The 20,806-nt window shown below is 69.5% G+C and carries 15 protein-coding genes; 6 read left to right on the forward strand and 9 right to left on the reverse strand.

From position 1 onward, the window contains the following. Positions 1–4 precede the first annotated feature (4 nt). Positions 5–766 carry a PaaI family thioesterase gene (locus tag OOZ19_RS08865; RefSeq protein ID WP_266089555.1) on the reverse strand — a complete coding sequence of 254 codons (762 nt, stop codon included), beginning with the start codon at positions 764–766 and terminating at the stop codon, positions 5–7. Next, positions 759–1,523, reverse strand: coding sequence for a crotonase/enoyl-CoA hydratase family protein (locus OOZ19_RS08870; protein ID WP_266089556.1), 765 nt, complete (start codon positions 1,521–1,523; stop codon positions 759–761). Before OOZ19_RS08870 ends, OOZ19_RS08865 begins: the two co-directional genes overlap by 8 nt. A gap of 310 nt (positions 1,524–1,833) precedes the next feature. Between OOZ19_RS08870 and OOZ19_RS08875 the strand changes: the two genes are divergently transcribed. The 3 genes from OOZ19_RS08875 to OOZ19_RS08885 all read left to right on the forward strand — a co-directional run bounded on the left by OOZ19_RS08875 (position 1,834) and on the right by OOZ19_RS08885 (position 5,016). Then, entirely contained in the window at positions 1,834–2,367 is a 534-nt protein-coding gene (locus tag OOZ19_RS08875) for a DUF1697 domain-containing protein (RefSeq protein WP_266089557.1), read from the forward strand. Positions 2,368–2,526: 159 nt separating this feature from the next. Continuing rightward, the gene (gene dnaK, locus OOZ19_RS08880; protein WP_266089558.1) at positions 2,527–4,392 is read left to right on the forward strand and encodes a molecular chaperone DnaK; all 1,866 of its coding nucleotides are present in this window, start codon (positions 2,527–2,529) and stop codon (positions 4,390–4,392) included. A 3-nt stretch (positions 4,393–4,395) separates the two neighbouring features. After that, positions 4,396–5,016 carry a nucleotide exchange factor GrpE gene (locus tag OOZ19_RS08885; protein ID WP_266089559.1) on the forward strand — a complete coding sequence of 207 codons (621 nt, stop codon included), beginning with the start codon at positions 4,396–4,398 and terminating at the stop codon, positions 5,014–5,016. Positions 5,017–5,124: 108 nt separating this feature from the next. Here the strand turns inward: OOZ19_RS08885 and OOZ19_RS08890 are convergent, their stop codons facing one another. Further along, positions 5,125–6,174 (reverse strand): zinc-binding dehydrogenase, encoded by a 1,050-nt coding sequence (locus tag OOZ19_RS08890; protein ID WP_266089560.1) that lies wholly within the window; start codon positions 6,172–6,174, stop codon positions 5,125–5,127. Between the two features lie 73 nt (positions 6,175–6,247). Here OOZ19_RS08890 and OOZ19_RS08895 point away from each other — a divergent pair, with 73 nt between their 5' ends. After that, complete coding sequence (locus tag OOZ19_RS08895; RefSeq protein WP_266089561.1) at positions 6,248–6,817, forward strand: TetR/AcrR family transcriptional regulator; 570 nt, start codon at positions 6,248–6,250, stop codon at positions 6,815–6,817. A 129-nt stretch (positions 6,818–6,946) separates the two neighbouring features. On the opposite strand, the gene OOZ19_RS08900 is transcribed toward OOZ19_RS08895, so the two are convergent. Continuing rightward, a complete protein-coding gene (locus OOZ19_RS08900) occupies positions 6,947–7,537 on the reverse strand; it encodes a hypothetical protein (RefSeq protein ID WP_266089562.1) in 591 nt (196 codons plus the stop codon). Between the two features lie 154 nt (positions 7,538–7,691). On the opposite strand from OOZ19_RS08900, the gene OOZ19_RS08905 reads away from it, so the two are divergent. Next, positions 7,692–8,270, forward strand: coding sequence for a TetR/AcrR family transcriptional regulator (locus OOZ19_RS08905; RefSeq protein ID WP_266089563.1), 579 nt, complete (start codon positions 7,692–7,694; stop codon positions 8,268–8,270). Positions 8,271–8,335: 65 nt separating this feature from the next. Here the strand turns inward: OOZ19_RS08905 and OOZ19_RS08910 are convergent, their stop codons facing one another. Beyond that, the gene (locus OOZ19_RS08910) at positions 8,336–9,532 is read right to left on the reverse strand and encodes a macrolide family glycosyltransferase (protein ID WP_266089564.1); all 1,197 of its coding nucleotides are present in this window, start codon (positions 9,530–9,532) and stop codon (positions 8,336–8,338) included. Positions 9,533–10,041: 509 nt separating this feature from the next. On the opposite strand from OOZ19_RS08910, the gene OOZ19_RS08915 reads away from it, so the two are divergent. Then, complete coding sequence (locus OOZ19_RS08915; RefSeq protein ID WP_266089565.1) at positions 10,042–10,836, forward strand: HAD family hydrolase; 795 nt, start codon at positions 10,042–10,044, stop codon at positions 10,834–10,836. A gap of 9 nt (positions 10,837–10,845) precedes the next feature. Here OOZ19_RS08915 and OOZ19_RS08920 read toward each other — a convergent pair whose 3' ends face one another. From OOZ19_RS08920 to gltB, 4 genes are all read right to left on the reverse strand, one after another. After that, a complete protein-coding gene (locus OOZ19_RS08920; protein ID WP_266089566.1) occupies positions 10,846–11,799 on the reverse strand; it encodes a serine hydrolase domain-containing protein in 954 nt (317 codons plus the stop codon). A gap of 86 nt (positions 11,800–11,885) precedes the next feature. After that, on the reverse strand, positions 11,886–14,069 hold the full coding sequence (locus OOZ19_RS08925) for an ATP-binding protein (protein ID WP_266089567.1): 2,184 nt from the start codon (positions 14,067–14,069) through the stop codon (positions 11,886–11,888). A 252-nt stretch (positions 14,070–14,321) separates the two neighbouring features. Beyond that, entirely contained in the window at positions 14,322–15,773 is a 1,452-nt protein-coding gene (locus OOZ19_RS08930) for a glutamate synthase subunit beta (RefSeq protein WP_266089568.1), read from the reverse strand. Continuing rightward, positions 15,766–20,331 (reverse strand): glutamate synthase large subunit, encoded by a 4,566-nt coding sequence (gltB, locus tag OOZ19_RS08935; protein WP_266089569.1) that lies wholly within the window; start codon positions 20,329–20,331, stop codon positions 15,766–15,768. The genes OOZ19_RS08930 and gltB overlap by 8 nt, the downstream gene beginning before the upstream one ends. Positions 20,332–20,806: the final 475 nt, after the last annotated feature.

Consider the following 20,806-nt stretch of genomic DNA (forward strand, 5'->3'; position numbering starts at 1 on the left):
CTCGTCAGTACCGGTCCTGCTGCCAGCGCGGAGGACGGGAGTCGCCGAAGATCCGGCTCGCCTGTTCGGCGCTGGGCACGACGAACACCCCGGAAGCCTCCACCAGCACCCGATCCGGTTCGTCCTGGGTGGCGATGGTGGCCTGGGGTCCGGTGCGGCGGTCGGTGATGGACTCCTCCGGAACCCACGCGGTGAGCCGCAGCGGCGTCTCCAGCGGAACGGGCCTGCGGTAGCGCAGCGACAGCGCCACGGTCATGCCGGGCCGCCCGAGGGCGGCGTGCGCGTGCCCCAGGACCTGGTCGATCAGCAGCGCACTCACCCCGCCGTGGGTGTAGCTGTGCGGCCCTTCGTAGGCGAGCCCGAGCGTGCAGGTGCCGACGACGACACCGTCGCCGACCTCGACCCGCATCGGCGGTGCGATCGGGTTTCCCGGCCCGACGGCCGGGTTGTACATCCGCCTGCCGGGCTTGGCGTCGTCGATGGACGGCGGCGTGTGCCGGGTGCGGGAGGCCGCGCTCAGCGGCCCGGCCAGGTCCCTCGCCTGATCGGCGATCTTGCGCAAGGTCGCGGCGTCCACCTCCGTGCTGGTGGCGGCGGCGGTGAGCTCGCGCAATGCGTCGCCGAGTTCGCGCGCGGCGCGGGCTCGGTCCTGGTCTCGGTCCTCGCCGGAGCCTTCGGGTTCGGTCTCGGCGTCGGACTGGCGGTACGGGGCGATGGCGGTGCTCTCCTTGCTGGTCGTACGAGCGCGTGCGGTTCGGTCACTCACCGCGCCAGACGGGGGCGCGCTTCTCGGCGAACGCGCGGGCGCCTTCCTGGGCGTCGGCCGAAGCGAACACCGGCCCCACCAGGTCGGCCTGCTCGGCGAACGCCTCGGCGTCGGTCCAGCGCAGCGCGCCGGAGACGATCTGCTTGGTGGCGCGCACCGCCAGCGGCCCGTTGCCCGCGATCCGCCCGGCGAGTTCCTTCGCGCCGTCGAGCGCGCCGCCCGGTTCGGTGAGGGCGTTGATCAGTCCGTGGGCGTGCGCCTTCTCCGCGGTCAGCGGGTCGCCGGTGAGGGCGATCTCCATCGCCAGCTGGTACGGCAGCGCCTTCGGCAGCCGCAGCAGACCACCGGCGGCGGCGACCAGGCCGCGTTTGACCTCGGGCAGCCCGAACTTCGCCTCCCGCGAGGCGACGATGAGGTCCGCCGACAGCGCCAGCTCGCACCCTCCGGCCAGCGCCCAGCCTTCGACGGCGGCGATGAGCGGTTTCTGCGGCGGCTGCTCGGTGAGCCCGCCGAATCCGCGGCCGGGCAGCGCGGGCCGCTCACCTCGGGTGAACGCCTTGAGGTCCATGCCGGCGCAGAAGGTGCCACCGGCGCCGGTGAGGATCCCGATGACCAGGTCGCTGCGGGACTCGAACTCGTCGATGGCGGCGGCGATGCCTTCGGCGACGGACCTGTCGACGGCGTTGCGCGCCTCGGGCCGGTCGATGGTGATCACGGCGATGCCGTCGCCGAAATCGGTGCGGACGCTGTCGCTCACGTGCTGTTCTCCTCTGTTCGCTGAGGGAATCGGCCGCCTCGCCGGTGGTTCGTCCCGCTGCGGAGTGCTTCCGGGCTTCGAGTGTTACCCGCCCCCGGAAAAACAGTCAAGCCAGACCGTCCCAGGGCGATACCGGGTACCACCTGGCGATCTTCTCATCCGGCTCGCCCACCGACCCGCCGACCGGAACGGACGCCGATCGACTCGGCGTCCGCGGACTCTTGTCGGGGATGGGAGGGATGCTGCGGTCGAGCGCTCCGGTGTTCGCCGTGGCGGCGGGACGGGGCGGTGATGACGACGGGAGGTTTCGGTGCGGCAGATCGCGTTGCTCCGGGGGATCAATCTGGGCAGGCACAACAGGATTCCGATGGCGACGTTGCGCGAGGCGGTGGATCGGCTCGGGTTCGACGCGGTCGTGACGCACCTGCAGAGCGGGAACGTCGTGTTCTCCGCCGACGCTCCCGCCGCGGAGTCGGAGCGGGTGATCTCGGCGGGCATCGCCGAGGAGTTCGGGCTGGACGTGCCCGTGGTGGTCCGGACCCGCGACGAGCTGGCCGCGGTGGTGGCCGCCGACCCGCTGGCCGGGATCGCCACGGTGCCGGCGCAGTACCTGGTCACGTTCCTGTCCGCGCGCCCCGACCCGGCGGTGCTCGCCGAGCTCGACCCGGCGGCGTTCGCACCGGACGAGGTGCGGTTCGGCGAGCGCGAGGTCTACGTGTGGTGCCCCGAAGGAGTGCGGAACTCCCGGGTGCCGCAGTCCTGGTGGGAGCGCCGGCTCGGCCTGCGCGCCACGTCCCGCAACTGGACCACGGTGACCCGGCTGCTGGAGCTCGCGGACTCCTGACCGTCCCGCTCCGGCGCGTCGCGGGAACACGGCGCGTCGCCCTCCGGCAAGGACGTTCTCCCCTACCGATGTGCCGCGCCGACCTCCGAGTCTGGAGTTAGGAGCCACGTGGTGACGCCGCACGGCCGGGCTGCGGTGTGGCCGAGGCGAGGAGGCGCAATGGGGCGAGCGGTGGGCATCGACCTGGGCACGACGAACTCCGTCGTGGCCGTGCTGGAAGGCGGCGACGCGACGGTCATCGCGAACTCGGAGGGGGCGCGCACCACGCCGTCGGTGGTGGCCTTCGCCCGCAGCGGCGAGCTGCTGACGGGGCAACCGGCGAAGAACCAGGCGGTGACGAACGTCGACCGCACGATCCGGTCGGTCAAGCGCCACATGGGCACCGACTGGAAGACGACGATCGACGACAAGGACTACACCGCGCAGGAGATCAGCGCGCGGGTGTTGATGAAGCTCAAGCGCGACGCGGAGACCTACCTCGGCGAGGAGGTCACCGACGCGGTGGTCACCGTCCCCGCCTACTTCGACGACGCGCAGCGCCAGACCACGAAGGAGGCCGGCCAGATCGCCGGGCTCACCGTGCTGCGCATCATCAACGAGCCGACCGCCGCCGCGCTCGCCTACGGGCTGGAGAAGGGCGAGAAGGAACAGACGATCCTGGTCTTCGACCTGGGCGGCGGCACGTTCGACGTGTCGCTGCTCGACGTGGGCGAGGGCCTGGTCGAGGTGAAGGCGACGTCCGGGGACACCGACCTCGGCGGCGACGACTGGGACCAGCGCATCGTCGACTGGCTGGTGGAGAAGTTCAAGGCGTCCTCCGGGATCGATCTGACCAAGGACAAGATGGCCTTGCAGCGGATCAAGGAAGCCGCGGAGAAGGCCAAGATCGAGCTCTCCAGCTCCTCCACCACCAACATCAACCTGCCCTACATCACGGTCGATTCCGAGAAGAACCCGATGTTCCTCGACGAGACGCTGTCGCGCGCCGAGTTCCAGCGGATCACCTCCGACCTGCTGGAGCGCACCCGCAAACCGTTCGAGAACGCGGTGCGCGACGCGGGGATCTCGGTGCAGGACGTCGACCACGTGGTGCTGGTGGGCGGGTCGACCCGGATGCCCGCGGTCACCGAGCTCGTCAAGGAGCTCACCGGCGGCAAAGAACCGCACAAGGGCGTGAACCCCGATGAGGTCGTCGCCGTCGGCGCCGCCCTGCAGGCCGGTGTGCTGCGCGGTGAGGTCAAGGACGTCCTGCTGCTCGACGTGACCCCGTTGTCGCTCGGGATCGAGACCAAGGGCGGCATCATGACCAAGCTCATCGAGCGCAACACCACGATCCCGACGAAGCGCTCCGAGACCTTCACGACCGCCGACGACAACCAGCCGTCCGTGCAGATCCAGGTCTTCCAAGGTGAGCGCGAAATGGCCGCGCACAACAAGAAGCTCGGCAGCTTCGACCTGACCGGCCTGCCGCCCGCTCCGCGCGGGGTCCCGCAGATCGAGGTGTCCTTCGACATCGACGCCAACGGCATCGTGCACGTCAACGCCAAGGACCTGGGTACCGGCAAGGAGCAGTCCATCCAGATCTCCGGCGGCTCGGCGCTGCCGAAGGAGGACATCGAGCGGATGGTCTCCGACGCGGAGGCCCACGCCGACGAGGACAAGCAGCGCCGCGACGAGGCGGAAGCCCGCAACCAGGCCGAAACCCTCGTCTACCAGACGGAGAAGGTCCTCACCGACAACGACGACAAGCTGCCCGCGGACGTCAAGGACCGGGTGCGCACGGTGATCGGCGAGACCAACGAGGCGTTGCGCGGTCAGGACGTCGCCGCCATCAAGGCCGCGGTGGAGAAGCTCGCCACCGAATCCCAAGCGCTCGGCCAGGCCCTCTACAGCGAAACCGGACCCCCCGGCGACGGCGCTTCGACGGGCGGATCCGGCACGAGCGGCGGTTCCGCCACCGGAGGTTCGGGTTCCGACGACGTGGTGGACGCGGAGATCGTCGACGAACCCGGCACCAAGGAGTGAGCGATGGACGACGATCGCCCCGACGGCCCGCGCCGCAACTCGTTGCCGGTGCCCGCGGAGCGCCGCCCCGGCAGGCCGCACGTCGTGACCTCGCCCAGGGCCGAGCCGCCGGGGACGGCCGAACCTCCCTCCACCCCGGACCCCGCCGAAGTGGGCGCCTCGGCGGAACCCGGCGAGCAGATCAGCAGGCTGCAAGGGGAACGCGACGCCCACCTGGAGACGCTGCGCCGGGTGACGGCGGAGTTCGACAACTACCGCAAGCGGATGCTGCGGGAGCAGACCACGCACCTGGACCGCGCGGCGGAGGGCCTGCTGCGGGAACTGCTGCCGGTGCTGGACGCCGTGGAGATCGGCGCCCAGCACAATCCGGAAGCGCTGGGCGCGGTGCACAAGCAGTTGCAGCAGACCCTCGCCGCCGAGGGCCTGCACCGCATCGACCCGCTGCACGAACCGTTCGACCCCGCTGAGCACGAGGCGGCGCAGTCCGAGCCGGGCACCGTGGTTCGGCTGCGCGACGACGACGCCCAGGCCGACGCCGTGGTCTCCGAGGTGCTCCGGCCCGGCTACCGCATGCACGGCCACCTCATCCGGCCCGCGCTGGTGCGCGTCGCCTCCGGCGGCTGACGTCGCGATTTCCCGTGAACGCGGGTCACGCGCACATCGGTTCCGCAGAAAGCGATCAACGGGGGCGTTCCCCGAACACGCGGCAGCGGTGTGCGCGTTCCCGCTGCGTCACGGGTGCAGGACGAGCTTGCCGACGTGGTTCCGGCGGGCGAGTTCTTCCTGCGCCCGGGCGGCCTGCTCCAGCGGGAACGTCGCGGCGATCACGGGCTGGACCTCGGCGCGGCGGGCGAGGCCGACGAGGAGGTCGAAGTGGGCGGGCGTGTGCATCGCGGAGCCGATCACCTGCGCGTTGTGCAGGTAGAGGCGGCGCACGTCCACGGTCGTGCGATATCCGCCGAGCGCGCCCGCGATGACCCATCGGCCGCCTTCGCGCAGCAACGGGAGTCCCTCGCTCACCAGATCACCGGCCACGACGTCGAGCGCGACGTCGATGCCGCCGGGCGCGGCGGCGCGGAGCTGCTCGACGACGTCGCCCGCGCGGTCGACGACGTCGTGCGCACCCGCCTCCCGCACCGCCCGGATCTTCGATCCGCTGCTGATGGCGAGCACCGTCGCCCCGCGCGCACGGGCGATCTGCACCAGCGCGACGCCGACACCACCGGACGCGCCGGAGACCAGGACGGTCTCCCCCGCCCGCACCCGGCCCCGCTCGATCATGCCCAGCGCGGTGCCGTACGCGGTCGGCAGCGTCGCGATCTGGTCGTCCGTGAGCGGGGAGTCCGTCACGTCGTGGACCCGTTCCGCCGGTGCGGTCACGTACTCGGCGTAGCCGCCGTCGCGTTCGCTGCCCATCAACCCCACCGGGTTCGCGTCCGGCCCCTCGGCGTCGTAGATCGCCGGGTCGACGACCACCCGGCGACCGACGAGGCCGTCGTCCACGCCTGCGCCGACCGCGACGATCCGCCCCGCCACGTCGGCGCCTTGGATCCGCGGGAAGTCGATCGGCCCGCGCCAGCCCGACAGCGCCTCGGGGTCGTCCGGGCGGCCGTAGGCACCGTCCCGGGTCCACAGGTCGGTGTTGTTCAGCGCCACAGCGCTGACCTTGACCAGCACCTCCCCTTCGCCCGCAGCGGGCACGGCCGCTTCTACCGGTTCGAGGACCTCCGGTCCTCCGTGCGCCGCGATCCGGACCGCGCGCATGGTCTCGGACATGCCCATCTCGTGAACCTCCCTTAGGTATACTGACCGGTGAACCATCCGCCACGGTACACCGACCTGTGAAGTGAGCTCAATGCAGGAAGCACGCCCCCTGACAGCGGCCGGGCACCGGATCGCGGCAGCCGCCGAGGAACTGTTCTACGACAACGGGATCACCGCGGTCGGCGTGGACCTGATCGCCGAACGCTCCGGTGTCACCAAGCGGACCTTGTACAACCAGTTCGGCTCGAAGGACCAGCTCGTCGCGACCTACCTCGCGCAACGCGACCTGCGCTGGCGGTCGCTGGTCCGCGCCACCGGGGACGCCTGCGAGGACCCCGTCGAGGCCGTCACGGCACCCTTCGAAGCGCTGCGGACCTGGAGCGCGACCAACGCCCGCGGATGCGCGTTCACCAACGCGCTGGCCGAGATCCCGGATCCCGCGCACCCCGCGCACCGCATCATCGCGGACCAGAAGTCCTGGCTGCGGAACCTCTTCGAAGACCTCGCCACCGCGGCGGGCTGCGCGGACCCCGGCACCCTCGCCACCCGACTCCTCGTGCTGCACGAAGGCGCACTGGCGATGCAGCCGCTCCCCCTCGACACCCTCGCGGAAGCCACCGAGCTCGCACGGATCCTGGTCCGTTCCGGCGCTTCGCGCTGAAACCCCGACGGCGACCGGCCGCACCCCATCAGTTCACCGCGGGCGCTCCGGTCGCCGTCGCACATCGCGTTCACGCGGATCCACCGGGCCGATCCCGGCCCCGGATCAGCGGCGGATGTGCCCGGACGGTCAGCGCGCCTTGGCGGCCAGGCGGTGCAAGCGGAGGGCGGAGAACAGGAAGAAGATGCCACCGAGCAGCGCGTAGCCGGCGACGGAGCCGAGCGAGGCGTCCGGCCCGTTCGCCATCAGGATGAAGCTGGTGCCCGCGATCGTGGAGATGCCGCCGCTGAGGATCATCGCCCACTGGCCGCCGAGCCGGTAGCGCAGGATCGCGACGAGCAGCTGCACGAGGCCCGCGGTGATCGCCCACGCGCCCCACACCCGCAGCACGCCAGGGGCTCCGGCGGGGATCGCGACGGCCAGGCCGGCCGCCGCGAGCAGGCTCAGCCCCATGTTGATGCAGAGCGGCGCCTTCGGACGGGCGGCACCCGACGAGCGGAAGTCGATCACCGCCGCGACCACGTCGAACAGCGGGTAGAGCACCAGCAGCGCGATCACCGCCGGGCCGAGCGTCCCGGCCATCGCCGTCAGCAGGGCCACCCAGACCAGGGCGAACCCGAACCGGACGTAGTACAGCGCGCGCAGCGACTCGGCGCTCTCGACGGCTTCAGCGGCCGTGCCGGTCCCGTCGTTTCGGGTGGCTGTTGCAGAGCTGGACATCGGAGCCCTCCCAGGAGTGCAGTGCGTTCCGCCCCATCAGGGAGATAGAACGGTCGGTACACTTGAGCCTGCACCACTCGTCGCGCCTCGTCAATACCGACCGTTCTATCTGCTAGCCTCGCGGCGGCACTCCAGCGAAACGAACGGGGGACGGATGTCGGAGGCACGGGCTCGCCTGCTCAACGCGGCAACGGAGCTCTTCTACGCCGACGGCCTGCACGCCGTGGGGGTCGATCGCGTCATCGCCCGAGCGCAGGTCACGCGGGCCACGCTCTACCGGCACTTCCCCAGCAAGGACGACCTGCTCGTCGCCTACCTCTCGCGCGCCGACGAAGCCATCCGGGCGCGGACGGAGCAGGCACGTGCCCAAGATTCCGACCCGGACGACGTCGTGCGAGCCGTCGGCCGAGCCGTCACCGACGACATCCGCGGACCAGGTTTCCGGGGGTGCGCGTTCCTCAACGCCGCCGCCGAATACCCCGACCCGGCGCACCCCGTCCACCAGGCCGTCCAGGCGCACCGGCAGTGGTACCTCGCGACGATGGTCGAACTGTTCACCGGGATCGGGAAGATCGATCCGGCTCCTGCCGCCCGGCACTTCGTGATGTTGCGCGACGGCGCGATGGCCGCGGGCTGCCTGACGGATCCGCAACCCGTCTGCGAGACGTTCACGCGCGGAGTCGAGGGACTGCTCACCTTCCGCAGCCGCGCGGAGCCGGATTTCCTGACCTGAGCGCAGCGAACGGCCCGCCCTCCCGGCCGACGGCGGCGGGACGACGGGCCGTTCGCGTGCGGCTCTCAGCCGAGGAACTTCTCCAGGGCGTCGGCTCCCGCGGAGGCCCCGCCGCCGGCGAGGACGGCCTCGCGCATTTCCGCCAGGTTGGCGCGGACCCGCTCGTCCGCGGCGATCTCGTCCACCGTCGAGCGCAGCAGCTCCGGTGTGATGTCCTCGGCCTGCAAGCGCTTGCCCAACCCGAGTTCTTCGGCGCGGTCGGCGTTGGCCTCCTGCTCCGGCATCTGCGGGACCGCGATCGGCGGCACGCCGTAGTACAACGTCTCCATCGTCGAGTTCATGCCGGTGTGGGTGAGGAACGCGGCGGCGTGCTGGAGCACCGCGGGCTGCGGGAAGCTCGGGCGCACGTCGAAGTTCTCCGGGACATCGCCCAGATCCGCGACGTCGACGACCTTGCCGATGGACATCGCGACCTGCCACTCCGAGTCCCGGAACGCCTCGATGCACAGCTTGAAGAAGTCCGGGCGCTGGTTGAACACGGTGCCCAGCGAGATGAACAGCAGCGGCGACTCGGGATGCGCAGGCTTCCAGTCGACGATGCCGCGTTGACCGACCGACGGGCCGATGAACTCGAACCGGTCGTCGAAGGTCTCCGGGCGCAGCTGGAACTTCTTCGGCAGGAACACGAGGTTCAGCGGTGACGGCGGCACCTGGCCGAACGCGGCCGGGTCGAAGGTCACGCCGAACTCGGCGGTGATCTCCTTCATCCGGGCCATGAAGTCCTGCAGCACGGGGTGGTTCGGGTCGAAGACGTCCGGTTCGTCCTTCTTCTGCATGATGTCGCGCAACGAGAACTCCTCGTTGCCCGCGAAGTGCGGCACCAGCGCGACCTCCGGCACGCCGAGCTTCTCGGCGAGCATCCGGCCGGTGAGCTCGCCCTGGTCGAAGCACACCGCGTCCGGCCGATCCCGCTCGAAGTGCTCCAGCAGCTTCGGGAAGGACTCGCGCACGTCCTTCAACCGGAATTCGAGCAGCGGCGCCATGGCCTCGGGCGTGAAGTTCTTGAAGTTCGTGGGAATCTCGGGCATCACGGTGCCGGTGTCGAGCAGCCTGGCGCCGACCGATTCGACGGCGGCGTGGAATTCGGGGCCGATGGCGTAGGTGACCCGGTGGCCACGCCGGACCAGCTCCTCCACCAGCGGCAGCGTCGGGTTGACGTGTCCGTGCGCGGTCATGCTGACGAACGCGAAGTGCTTGCTCATGTTCCCCTCAGAACGATGCTTACCCGGCTCGGCCCATACCGCCGCGCCCGATCGACCGTCCTCATAATCCTCCCGGCGCGCCACCGGAAAAAGGTGTTTTAAGCAACCAACTACCTTCGCGACAACCACAAGAACCACCGCGGAACGCCACCTGAAATGCGAAAACTCAGAGCCTCGCCGGCGCGTGAACCTGCCACTGTGACGTTCGCCCGAACGCCGCAAGTCCGATAAAACGGCCACCGCGGCGCACCCTCCACAACGACGGAACGCCCGCAATCACGCGAATCCCACCGGCGCCCGCGCGATGCCGGTCAGACCAGCGCGGCGGTGCTGTCCTCCGTGCGCGGCCTCCGGCCCGAGCCGAGTTCCTCGGCGCGGTCGCGAGCCCCTGGGAAAGATCGGCAGGGCGAGTAGGATGCCTCCCGCGTGCGCCGAACCAGTGGCGTGTTCCGACGGCACGCTCCTGACGACCCGCACCCCGCAGCGCCCAAGCCCAACTGGGAGCACCAGTGCCAGATCCGCTGGACGACCTCGAAATGTCCGCTCCGCCGGACGCAGCGCCTGCGGAATCCGATCACCGGGCCGGATCGAGCACCGGCGTTGAAGAACTCATCTCGTCCGCGGCCGGGTTGCTGCTGGACTTCGACGGGCCGATCTGCGAGCTGTTCGCCGGGTACTCCCCCAGGACGACAGCCGCCGCGATACTCGCGGTCCTCAACCGGGAGAAGGTCGACTTCCCCGCCGATTTGCACGATGCCCGGGGCGGACTCGCGCTGCTCGAATGGGCCCAGTTCAACACCCCGGAGCTGGTCCCGGACATCGAGGACATCCAGGAAGCGGCCGAGCTGCGTGCGCTGCGGACCGCGCGGCCCACGCCGCACAGCCTCGCCACCGCCGTCGCCGCGACCGAGGCAGGTCTGAAGGTCGCGGTCGTCAGCAACAACTCCGCGGAAGTCGTCGCGGAGTACCTGACCAGACGCGGTTTCGCCGAACACGTTCACGACGTGGTCGGCAGGGAGCCGGGACGCGCCGTCCTGATGAAGCCGAATCCGGACCCGCTCCGCAGGGCGGCGTCCGCGCTGAACGTTCCGATCCGACGTTGCGTCATGGTCGGCGACGCGATATCGGACATCGTCGCGGCCAACCGAGCGGGAGCGTCGAGCATCGGATACGCCCGCAACGACGATCCGCTGCGCTTCACCCGCGCCGGTGCGGACGTGGTCATTCGCACCATGTCCACGCTCTCCTCCGCGATCAGCACCTCGGTGACGCGCTCGAACCGACGTGATCACAAACCATTCTGAAAGAACTCATCAACGCGGTGTTGCGAGTATCCGCCGAAGGCAGTGGGACACCGCCAGGGTGTCACCCTGATCAGCCAGCGCCGTGATGACCAGCCGCTCGCCCGGAACCACGATCACGAACTGGCCGCCTGAACCATCGCAGTAGTAGGTCCCGTCCGGGCAAATCCAGATACCGTAGCCGTATCCTGATGCTTGGAGCGGGCTGCTCGCATCGTAACCACTGGCGGCGCGGACCACCGGCGACCGAATCGTGTCCACCCACGAACCCGGCACCACTTCGGCGTCTCCGTACCAGCCATCCCGCAGGAGCACCTGGCCCAACTTGTGCAGGTCCCGGCCGGAAACAGCCAGACCGGTGGCGCCCGCCTCGTGCTCGTCGTACTTCCGCCAACTGAAGTCGGATATCCCGATCCCATCGAAGAGCAGCTCTGAAAGAAACCCAGAAAGCGATTTGCCCAGCTCCCTGCGCACCATCGCCGAAACCAGATACCAGCCGACGTTCGAGTACGAGAAGTGCACACCAGGAGGAAAGCTGATCTCCTGGTCGAAGATGTAGCCGAGGAGCTCGCTCGAATCCTGGTCCTGCACATCACGGCGAAACAAGAATCCCTCGCGATGCCCCAGAGTATTGCTGAGCAGATGCCGCAATCGCACCTCCCCCCAATGGCGCCGGCTCTCCGCTGACTGCCGATCGGCGAAATCCTCGAAGAAAGGTGCTACCCGCATGTCCAGCGCCAGCGGCTCACCCCGCAACCGAACCCCGTCCGATATCGCGATTCCGAGCGCCATCGAGACGGCCAGCTTGCTTATGGAGCGCAGATCCACCCGCGCACCCGGTGCGCCGAAGTCCTCAGCGAAGACCCCGTCCGGGCTCGACACCACCAAACTCTTCATCCGAAGGCCCTGGGAACCGGCCTCGGAAAGGTCGGACAGCACTGCTTCAAAGGAACCGCGATCCACCATCGGCAACCTTCCTCTTCGTGATCTCGCGAAGCAACCCCGCGTTTCGGACGAGTCCCCGGACGCATGGAAATCGCTCATCGGAAACGCTAGCCGGCCCCGGCCAGCCGATCGGTGATACGAGCCACCTCCTCGGCACGATGGGTGAACCGGTACAAGCGAAGGGCGCCCCGCCAGGCTTGACGAGCCTCGGGCAAACAATCGAGATTCACGAACGCCTCCCCGAGGTGCTCCAGCACATCCGCTTCATCGTAGGTGTTGTCGAGCGAGCGGTACAACGCAAGAGCATCCTGGTAGTAATCACGCGCGGCAGCGTATTTCCTGTTGCTCAGCGCGATGCTGCCGAGGCTGTCGAGGGATTCCGCCGCACCGGACACGTGCCGGTGCTCCCGGTGCAGGGCGAGCGCTCGCCCGCAGCAGTCCACCGCCTCCGCGTGCGCTCCGAGGCGTAAATGACTCGTACCCAACTGGTTCAGCGCATGCGCTTCCCACACCGGGTTTCCCAACTCCCGGTAGAGCACCAGTGATTCCTTCGCGTGGTCCACGGCTTTCTCATCGTCGTCCAAGTTCGCGCAAATCCACGAGGCGATGCGGTGAGCGTGCGCTTGACCCAGACGGTCCTCTGCGTGTTCAGCCAGTTCAAGACCGATCATCATGTGTTCGAGGGCCAGCTCGAATCGGTTCACCCGCCCATGAGCACGGCCGAGCCGCCGGTGCGCGAGACCTATCGGGAAAAGGGATCCGATGCGCTCCGCAGCAGCAAGTCCCGCTTGCCAGCTGGCGATGTCGTCGTACAGATGCCCACGACGCCAATGAAAGCTGTCCAGCACCCAGGCGAACTGCCACACGTGGCGCAGCCATCCGTGCGCGAGTGCGGCGCGCTGCGCCGCGAGGATGTGGGGATGCTCAGCGGAGAACCACTCCATCGCCGCCAGATCATCGCGCATCGACACCGGCGAGCACCCCTCGGCGGGCGGGTCCAGCGGGATGGAGCGCCGGTGATCCGCGATCAGCCGATCACCGGAGAACCCCGAATGCAGGTAGTGATCGACCAGTCGTCGCGTCCCGGCTTCCCGGGACGACTCGGTTTGGTCCACGACAGCTCGTTCCGCGGCGTACAGGCGGACGAGGTCGTGCATCCGATACCTCCCCGGTGCGTGCTGCTGCACCAGCGAAGCGGCCTCCAACTCCCGCATGACCACTCGGACCCGGCTCACCGGAACACCGACCAACGACGCCGCCGCGGACAGCCCGATGTCCGGCCCGACCGCGGTCCCGAGCAACCCGAACATGCTGGTCGCCCTGGGCGTCAACGCGTGCTCCGACCAGGAGAGCACCGCACGCAGGTTCGCACGCAGGTCACCGGCGTCCAGCCCGTCCAGCCGAGCCGACGCGTCGCGGAGCTCCTCGGCCAAGACGGCCAGCGGGAAGTCGGAGTGGTACTCGGCTCGTGCGGCCACCACCCGCAGGGCCAGCGGCAACCCCGCGCACATCCGCAGCAGTTGGGCCACCGCGGCCGACTCGGCCACGAGCCGATCCGAGCCCAGCCGGTCCGCGAGCAACGCCCGAGCGTCGTCCTCGCGAAAAACGTCCAGGTCCAGCAGCCACGCACCGTGGTTGACCCCCAGCCCCGCCAACCGCCGACGACTGGTGATCAGCACCGCGCAGGTCGGGCTGCCGGGAAGCAGCGGAGCCACCTGCGCGGTATCGGCCGCGTTGTCCAGCACGATCAGCATGCGGTTGCCTGCCACCAGACTTCGGTACAGCGCCGCCCGCGCCTCCAAGTCCACCGGGATAGCCGTGGGTTCCACGCCCAATCCGTCCAGGAACCCCCGCACCGCGACCTCGGAAGACATCGGCTGCCCGGAAGGGTCGAACCCGCGCAGGTCCACGTGGAGTTGGCCGTCGGGAAATCGTGCGAGGTTCTGGTGCGCCCATCGGGATGCCAGCCACGTCTTGCCGACGCCGCCGCTCCCGGTGACGGCGCACACCCTGGCCCCCGCGGCCCCGTCGCCCCGGTCAACGGCCTCGTCCAGCGCGGAGCTGAGCGTGGCGAGCTCGGCGGTGCGCCCGATGAACGTGGACGGCGTGCGGGGCAGCTGCCGTGGCACTGGAACTTCGCGAGCGCTCACGTGCTGGTGAACGCCGCCGGTGATGGTGCCCGCCTGCACCACCAGGTCGGATGCCGCGTTCGCGGCGACCTCGTTGTGCACACCCGGTGGCCCTTGTTCGCCCCCATCTCCGGTGCCGTTGCGCGGATCCTGAGTCGCCATGTCCCGATCCCCGATCGTCACGTGGCACCGAGATTACCGAGTTGATCTTTCCCGGACGCTCACTTCGGGTCCGGTTGGGCTGATCGGCACATCGGCAACGGCTTCGTGGAACAACCGGGCGGACGATGAACGGGCCGCACAGAGGGTTCGCTCTCGCCCGGATGAATCGAACCGCGCTGGCCTTCCCTCAGCAGCGCACGGCAAAGGCGCCTCGGAATCCGCGGCGGATTCCGAGGCGCCGGATGCCATCGATCAGACCATCGGGCGGTCCGTCGGAGCGATCGGAGCCGGCAGCACGTCCCGGCCCGTCAAGTAGCGGTCCACCCCGGCCGCCGCGGAACGGCCCTCGGAGATGGCCCACACGATCAGCGACTGGCCGCGGCCCATGTCGCCCGCCGTGAACACGCCGTCCACGGTGGTCATGAAGTCCGAGTCGCGGGCGACGTTGCCGCGCTCGTCGAGCTCCACGCCGAGGTCGGTGAGCAGACCTTCCTTCTCCGGGCCGACGAAGCCCATCGCCAGGAACGCCAGCTGGCACGGCAGTTCCCGCTCGGTGCCCTCGACCGGCACGAAGCGGCCGTCCTCGCGGCGCACCTCCACCAGCCGCAGCGCCCGCAGGTTCCCGTCGGCGTCGCTGAGGAATTCCTGCGTGTTGACCGAGAACAGCCGCTCCCCGCCTTCCTCGTGCGCGGAGGACACGCGGAAGGTCATCGGGTACGTCGGCCACGGCTGGCTGTCCGGCCGCGTCGACGGCGGCGTCGGCATGATCTCCAGCTGGGTCACCGAGGCCGCGCCCTGGCGGTGCGCGGTGCCGACGCAGTCCGCACCGGTGTCACCGCCGCCGATCACGACGACGTCCTTGCCCGCGGCGTCGATCGGCGAGGACACCAGATCGCCCTCTTGCACCCGGTTCGACAGCGGCAGGTACTCCATCGCCTGGTGCACGCCGACGGCCTCGCGGCCGGTGATCGGCAGGTCGCGGGCGGCGGTCGCGCCGCCGGAGAGGACCACCGCGTCGTAGTCCGCCTTCAGCTGCTCCACCGTCACGTCCACGCCGACGTTGACGCCCGCGCGGAACTCGGTGCCCTCGGCCCGCATCTGCCCGAGCCGCCGGTCCAGCCGGCGCTTCTCCATCTTGAACTCGGGGATGCCGTAGCGCAGCAGCCCGCCGATGCGGTCCGCCCGCTCGTAGACCACGACGTCGTGGCCCGCGCGGGTCAGCTGCTGGGCTGCGGCCAGCCCGGACGGCCCGGAACCGATGACGGCGACCTTCTTGCCGGTCTTCGACGCGGGTGCCTGCGGCGTCACCCAGCCCTCGTCCCAGGCCTTGTCGATGATCTCGATCTCGACCTGCTTGATCGTCACCGGATCGGAGTTGATGCCGACCACGCACGCCGCCTCGCACGGGGCGGGGCACAACGTCCCGGTGAACTCCGGGAAGTTGTTCGTGGCGTGCAGGCGCTCTACGGCGTCGCTCCAGTCGCCGCGCCAGGTGAGGTCGTTCCACTCCGGGATCAGGTTGCCCAGCGGACAGCCCTGGTGGCAGAACGGGATGCCGCAATCCATGCAGCGCCCGGCCTGCTCCTTGACCCGGCCCGGCTCGAAGTCCAGGTAGACCTCGCGCCAGTCCTTGATCCTGATGTCCACGGGGCGGCGCTGGGGCGTTTGGCGCGCCGTGGTGATGAATCCCTTCGGGTCAGCCATGAGCCGCCTCCATGATCGCCTTGTTGACGTCGCGACCGTCGCGCTCGGCGGCGTCCTGCGCTTCCAGCACGCGCTTGAAGTCGCGCGGCATGACCTTGCCGAAGCGCGCCACCGAACGGTCCCAGTCGGCCAGCAGCTCGCTCGCCACCTGTGAGGCGGTCTGCTCGAAGTGCCTGCGGACCCGGTCGTGCAAGAACTCGCGGTCGGCGTCGTCGAGCGGGTCGAGGTCGACCATCTCCGGGTTGACGCGGTCCTCGCGCAGGTCCAGCACGTAGGCGATGCCACCGGACATGCCGGCCGCGAAGTTGCGCCCGGTGCCACCGAGGATCACCGCGCGACCACCGGTCATGTACTCGCAACCGTGATCGCCGATGCCCTCGACGACGGCCACCGCGCCGGAGTTGCGCACGCAGAACCGCTCACCCACGACACCGCGCACGAACAGCTCGCCGCCGGTCGCGCCGTAGAGCAGCACGTTGCCCGCGATGACGTTGTCCTCGGCGGTGTAGGAGGCGTTCTCCGGTGGCCGCACCACGATGCGCCCGCCCGAAAGGCCCTTGCCGACGTAGTCGTTGCCGTCGCCCAGCAACCGCAGCGTGATACCGCGCGGCACGAACGCGCCGAAGCTCTGCCCGGCCGAACCGGTGAACGTCACGTCGATCGTGTCGTCCGGCAAACCTTCGCCGCCCCACCTGCTGGTCAGCTCGTGGCCGAGCATGGTGCCCACCGTGCGGTTGACGTTGCGCACCGGCAGTTCCAGCCGCACCGGCGAGCCGTCCTTGAGCGCACCCTCGCTGAGCTGGATCAGCGTGTGGTCCAGGGCCTTGTCCAGCCCGTGGTCCTGGGTGGTCGTGTTGTGCAGCGCCGCGCCCGCGGGCAGCTCCGGCACGTGGGTGATGGCCGAGAGGTCGAGCTCCTCGGTCTTCCAGTGCCGCACCGCGTCGTCGGTGTCGATCAGCTCGGCGTGCCCGATGGCCTCTTCGATGGACCGGAAACCCAGCTCCGCCAGGTATTCCCGCACTTCCTCGGCGATGAACTTGAAGAAGTTCACCACGTACTCGGCCTTGCCGTCGAACTTCGCCCGCAGGTCCGGGTTCTGCGTCGCCACGCCCACCGGACAGGTGTCGAGGTGGCACACCCGCATCATGATGCAGCCGGACACGACCAGCGGAGCGGTGGCGAAACCGAACTCCTCGGCACCGAGCAGCGCGGCGATCACCACGTCGCGGCCGGTCTTGAGCTGGCCGTCGGTCTGCACCACGATCCGGTCGCGCAAGTCGTTGGCCAGCAGCGTCTGCTGCGCCTCGGCCAGGCCGAGCTCCCAGGGGCCGCCCGCGTGCTTGATCGAGGACAGCGGCGAGGCACCGGTGCCGCCGTCGTGCCCGGAGATGAGCACCACGTCGGCGTGCGCCTTGCTCACGCCCGCCGCGACCGTGCCGACGCCGACCTCGCTGACCAGCTTGACGTGGATCCGCGCCTTCGGATTGGCGTTCTTCAGGTCGTGGATCAGCTGCGCGAGGTCTTCGATCGAGTAGATGTCGTGGTGCGGCGGCGGGGAGATCAGCCCCACGCCCGGCGTGGAGTGCCGGGTCTTGCCGACCCACGGGTACACCTTGTGACCGGGCAGCTGACCGCCCTCACCGGGCTTGGCGCCCTGGGCCATCTTGATCTGGATGTCGTCGGCGTTGACCAGGTATTCGCTGGTGACGCCGAACCGCCCGGAGGCGACCTGCTTGATCGCCGAGCGGCGCGAGTCGCCGTTGGCGTCCGGGGTGAACCGGTCGGCGTCCTCACCGCCCTCACCGGTGTTGGACTTGCCGCCGAGGCGGTTCATCGCGATCGCCAGCGTCTCGTGCATCTCCTGCGAGATCGACCCGTAGGAGATGGCGCCGGTGGCGAACCGCTTCACGATCGACTCGACGGACTCGACCTCGTCGATCGGAACCGGCTTGCGCACGCCGTCGCGGAACTTGAACAGCCCGCGCAGCGTCATCAGGTCGCGCGACTGGTCGTCGACGGCCTTCGTGTACTCCTTGAAGACCTCGTAGCGCCCGGCCCGCGTGGAGTGCTGCAGCTTGAACACGGTGCGCGGGTTGAACAGGTGCGGGTCGCCTTCGCGCCGCCACTGGTACTCGCCGCCCACCTGCAGGCTCCGGTGCGCGGCCTGGACGCCGTCGGCCGGGTAGGCCTTGCGGTGCCGCTCGGCGACCTCCTTGGCCAGCAGGTCGAAGCCGACGCCGCCGAGCCGCGAGGTGGTGCCCGCGAAGCAGCGCTCGATGACCTCCGCGCCGAGACCGATCGCCTCGAAGATCTGCGCGCCGGTGTAGGAGGCCACCGTGGACACGCCCATCTTGGACATGGTCTTGCGCACGCCCTTGCCGAGCGCCTTGATCAGGTTGCCGGTGGCCTGCGTGCCTTCGAGTCCCTGGAGCACGCCGTTGTGCACCAGGTCCTCGACGCTGGCCATCGCCAGGTACGGGTTGACCGCGGCGGCGCCGTAGCCGATCAGCAGCGCGACGTGGTGCACTTCGCGCACGTCGCCCGCTTCGATCACCAGGCCGACCCGCGTGCGGGTCTTCTCGCGCACCAGGTGGTGGTGCACGGCGCCGGTGACCAGCAGCGACGGGATCGGGGCGTGATCGGCGTCGGCGGTGCGGTCGGAGAGCACCAGGACGTGCGCTCCGTCGGCGACGGCGGCCGAGACCTCGTCGCAGATCTCGTCCAGCCGGTCCCGCAGCGCCTGCCCGCCACCGCCGACCTCGTAGGTGCTGCGGATCGTGGCGGGCTTGAGGCCGGGCCGGTCGCCGTCGTCGTTGATGTGCACGATCTTGGCGAGCTGGTCGTTGTCCAGCACCGGGAACGGCAGCACCAGCTGCTTGCAGGCGTCCGGGTCGTGGTCGAGCAGGTTGTGCTCGGGTCCCACGTGGGTGGCCAGCGAGGTCACCAGCTCTTCCCGGATCGCGTCCAGCGGCGGGTTCGTGACCTGCGCGAACAGCTGGGTGAAGTAGTCGAACAGTTGCCGGGGGCGCTTCGAGAACGCCGCGAACGGCACGTCGTTGCCCATCGAACCGATCGGTTCCGCACCACCGGCGGCCATCGGCTTGAGCAGCACTCCCAGCTCTTCCTGGGTGTAGCCGAACACCTGCTGGCTGTGCACCAGCGACGCGTGCGTTGGCACCTCGCGGTCGCGGTCGGGCAGGTCGCCCAGGTGCACCACGCCGTCGTCCAGCCACTGCTGGTACGGGTGCGCGGCGGCCAGCTCGCCCTTGATCTCCTCGTCGTCGACGATGCGGCCCGCACCGGTGTCGACGAGGAACATGCGGCCCGGCTGCAACCGGCCCTTGCGCACCACGCGCGCCGGGTCCAGTTCGAGCACGCCGACCTCGCTGGCCAGCACGACCAGCCCGTCGTCGGTGACCCAGTAGCGGCCGGGGCGCAGGCCGTTGCGGTCGAGGACCGCGCCGATCTGGGTGCCGTCGGTGAACGCCACCAGCGCGGGGCCGTCCCAGGGTTCCATCAGGTAGTTGTGGAACTCGTAGAACGCCTTGCGCTCCGGGGACATCTCGGCGTGGTTCTCCCACGCCTCCGGGATCATCATCAGCACCGAGTGCGGCAGCGACCGGCCGCCGAGGTGCAGCAGCTCCAGGACTTCGTCGAAGGTCGCCGAGTCGCTGCCGTCGGGCGTGGCGATCGGGAACAACCGCTTGAGGTCACCGGGGATGAGGTCGGTCGCGAGCATGCTCTCGCGGGTCCGCATCCAGTTCCGGTTGCCCTTCATCGTGTTGATCTCGCCGTTGTGCGCGATGAAGCGGTACGGGTGCGCCAGCGGCCACGACGGGAACGTGTTCGTGGAGAACCGCGAGTGCACCAGGCCGATCGCGCTCGCGAACCGCTCGTCGAGCAGGTCCGGGAAGAACGCGTCGAGCTGGGTCTCGCTGAGCATTCCCTTGTAGACGAAGGTCCGGGCCGACAGGCTCGGGAAGTACACCGCCGCCTCGTGCTCGGCGCGCTTGCGCACGCAGAAGGCGCGGCGTTCGAACTGGAGGGCCGATTCCTGCTCGGCTCCATCCGTTCCGTGCCCGATGAACAGCTGCCGGAAGCTCGGCATCACCTCGCGGGCGGACCGGCCCGCGTTGTCCGCGATGATCGGAACCTCGCGCCAGCCGAGCAGCGTGAGCCCCTCCTCGGCCACGATCCGCTCGATGACTCCGACGGCCTCCTCGGCCGCTTCCTCATCGGCGGGCAAGAAGGCGGTCCCGGCCGCGTACCCGCCTGCTTCGGGCAGGTCGAAGGGGACGACGGCGCGGAAGAAGGCGTCGGGAACCTGCGTGAGCAGGCCGACACCGTCTCCGGTTTCCGGGTCGGCGCCCTTGGCTCCCCGGTGTTCCAGGTTTCGCAATGCCGTGAGCGCGTTCTCCACCAAGGCATGGCTGCGTCGCCCGTGCATATCGGCCACGAACGCCACCCCGCAGGCGTCGTGGTCGTGAGCCGGGTCGTAAAGACCCCGCTCGGCGGCGCGACGTTGCGCCTCATTTCTCAAATACTGGGAATCCGGCATCGATCCTCCCGTCGCCAGGCCCGGATCGAGCGAGGGAATTGTGAGCACTCGCCATCGATCCGCGAAAACCTATCGGGCACTGACAAAAGGATGCGCCGTTGCATCGTCGGTCAGTTTGAGGCACTGTACAGACCGATGCCGCTCAAGGCTACGCCTGAGTAACGCGGGTAAAAATCACATGGCGCCTTCCCGCCCGGCGCGACGATCCTCTCCAAGCGCCTCCACCGCAGGTCACGTTCGATCAACCGCCCGTGCCCGCCACCTGCGGCGAGCGACGGCCGACAGCACGCCGCCGAGAGGCGTTCTCCCAGCTCAGGACGGCTTTTTCGGTCCAGTCCGCGTTACTGGTGATGTAGGCCACAGCTCAGGAACCCTTGCGCGCAGCGGGTTTTCGCCGCACCGTCCCCTGTGGAGCGGTCGATTGTCCGACGGCCGTGCGAAGTTCACACGGATGCCGCAACCCGCGCGGTCGCCT

Source organism: Saccharopolyspora sp. NFXS83 (assembly GCF_026241095.1).
Taxonomy (GTDB): domain Bacteria; phylum Actinomycetota; class Actinomycetes; order Mycobacteriales; family Pseudonocardiaceae; genus Saccharopolyspora_C.

What these genes read in the sequence shown, in the direction of transcription:
- OOZ19_RS08890 (WP_266089560.1), bottom strand. Translation starts at nt 6,174, where the DNA reads ATGGGCATGTCCGAGACCATGCGCGCGGTCCGGATCGCGGCGCACGGA.
- OOZ19_RS08920 (WP_266089566.1), bottom strand. Translation starts at nt 11,799, where the DNA reads ATGGTGGATCGCGGTTCCTTTGAAGCAGTGCTGTCCGACCTTTCCGAG.
- OOZ19_RS08885 (WP_266089559.1), top strand. Translation starts at nt 4,396, where the DNA reads ATGGACGACGATCGCCCCGACGGCCCGCGCCGCAACTCGTTGCCGGTG.
- dnaK (WP_266089558.1), top strand. Translation starts at nt 2,527, where the DNA reads ATGGGGCGAGCGGTGGGCATCGACCTGGGCACGACGAACTCCGTCGTG.
- OOZ19_RS08895 (WP_266089561.1), top strand. Translation starts at nt 6,248, where the DNA reads ATGCAGGAAGCACGCCCCCTGACAGCGGCCGGGCACCGGATCGCGGCA.
- OOZ19_RS08930 (WP_266089568.1), bottom strand. Translation starts at nt 15,773, where the DNA reads ATGGCTGACCCGAAGGGATTCATCACCACGGCGCGCCAAACGCCCCAG.
- OOZ19_RS08910 (WP_266089564.1), bottom strand. Translation starts at nt 9,532, where the DNA reads ATGAGCAAGCACTTCGCGTTCGTCAGCATGACCGCGCACGGACACGTC.
- OOZ19_RS08925 (WP_266089567.1), bottom strand. Translation starts at nt 14,069, where the DNA reads ATGGCGACTCAGGATCCGCGCAACGGCACCGGAGATGGGGGCGAACAA.
- OOZ19_RS08905 (WP_266089563.1), top strand. Translation starts at nt 7,692, where the DNA reads ATGTCGGAGGCACGGGCTCGCCTGCTCAACGCGGCAACGGAGCTCTTC.
- gltB (WP_266089569.1), bottom strand. Translation starts at nt 20,331, where the DNA reads ATGCCGGATTCCCAGTATTTGAGAAATGAGGCGCAACGTCGCGCCGCC.
- OOZ19_RS08900 (WP_266089562.1), bottom strand. Translation starts at nt 7,537, where the DNA reads ATGTCCAGCTCTGCAACAGCCACCCGAAACGACGGGACCGGCACGGCC.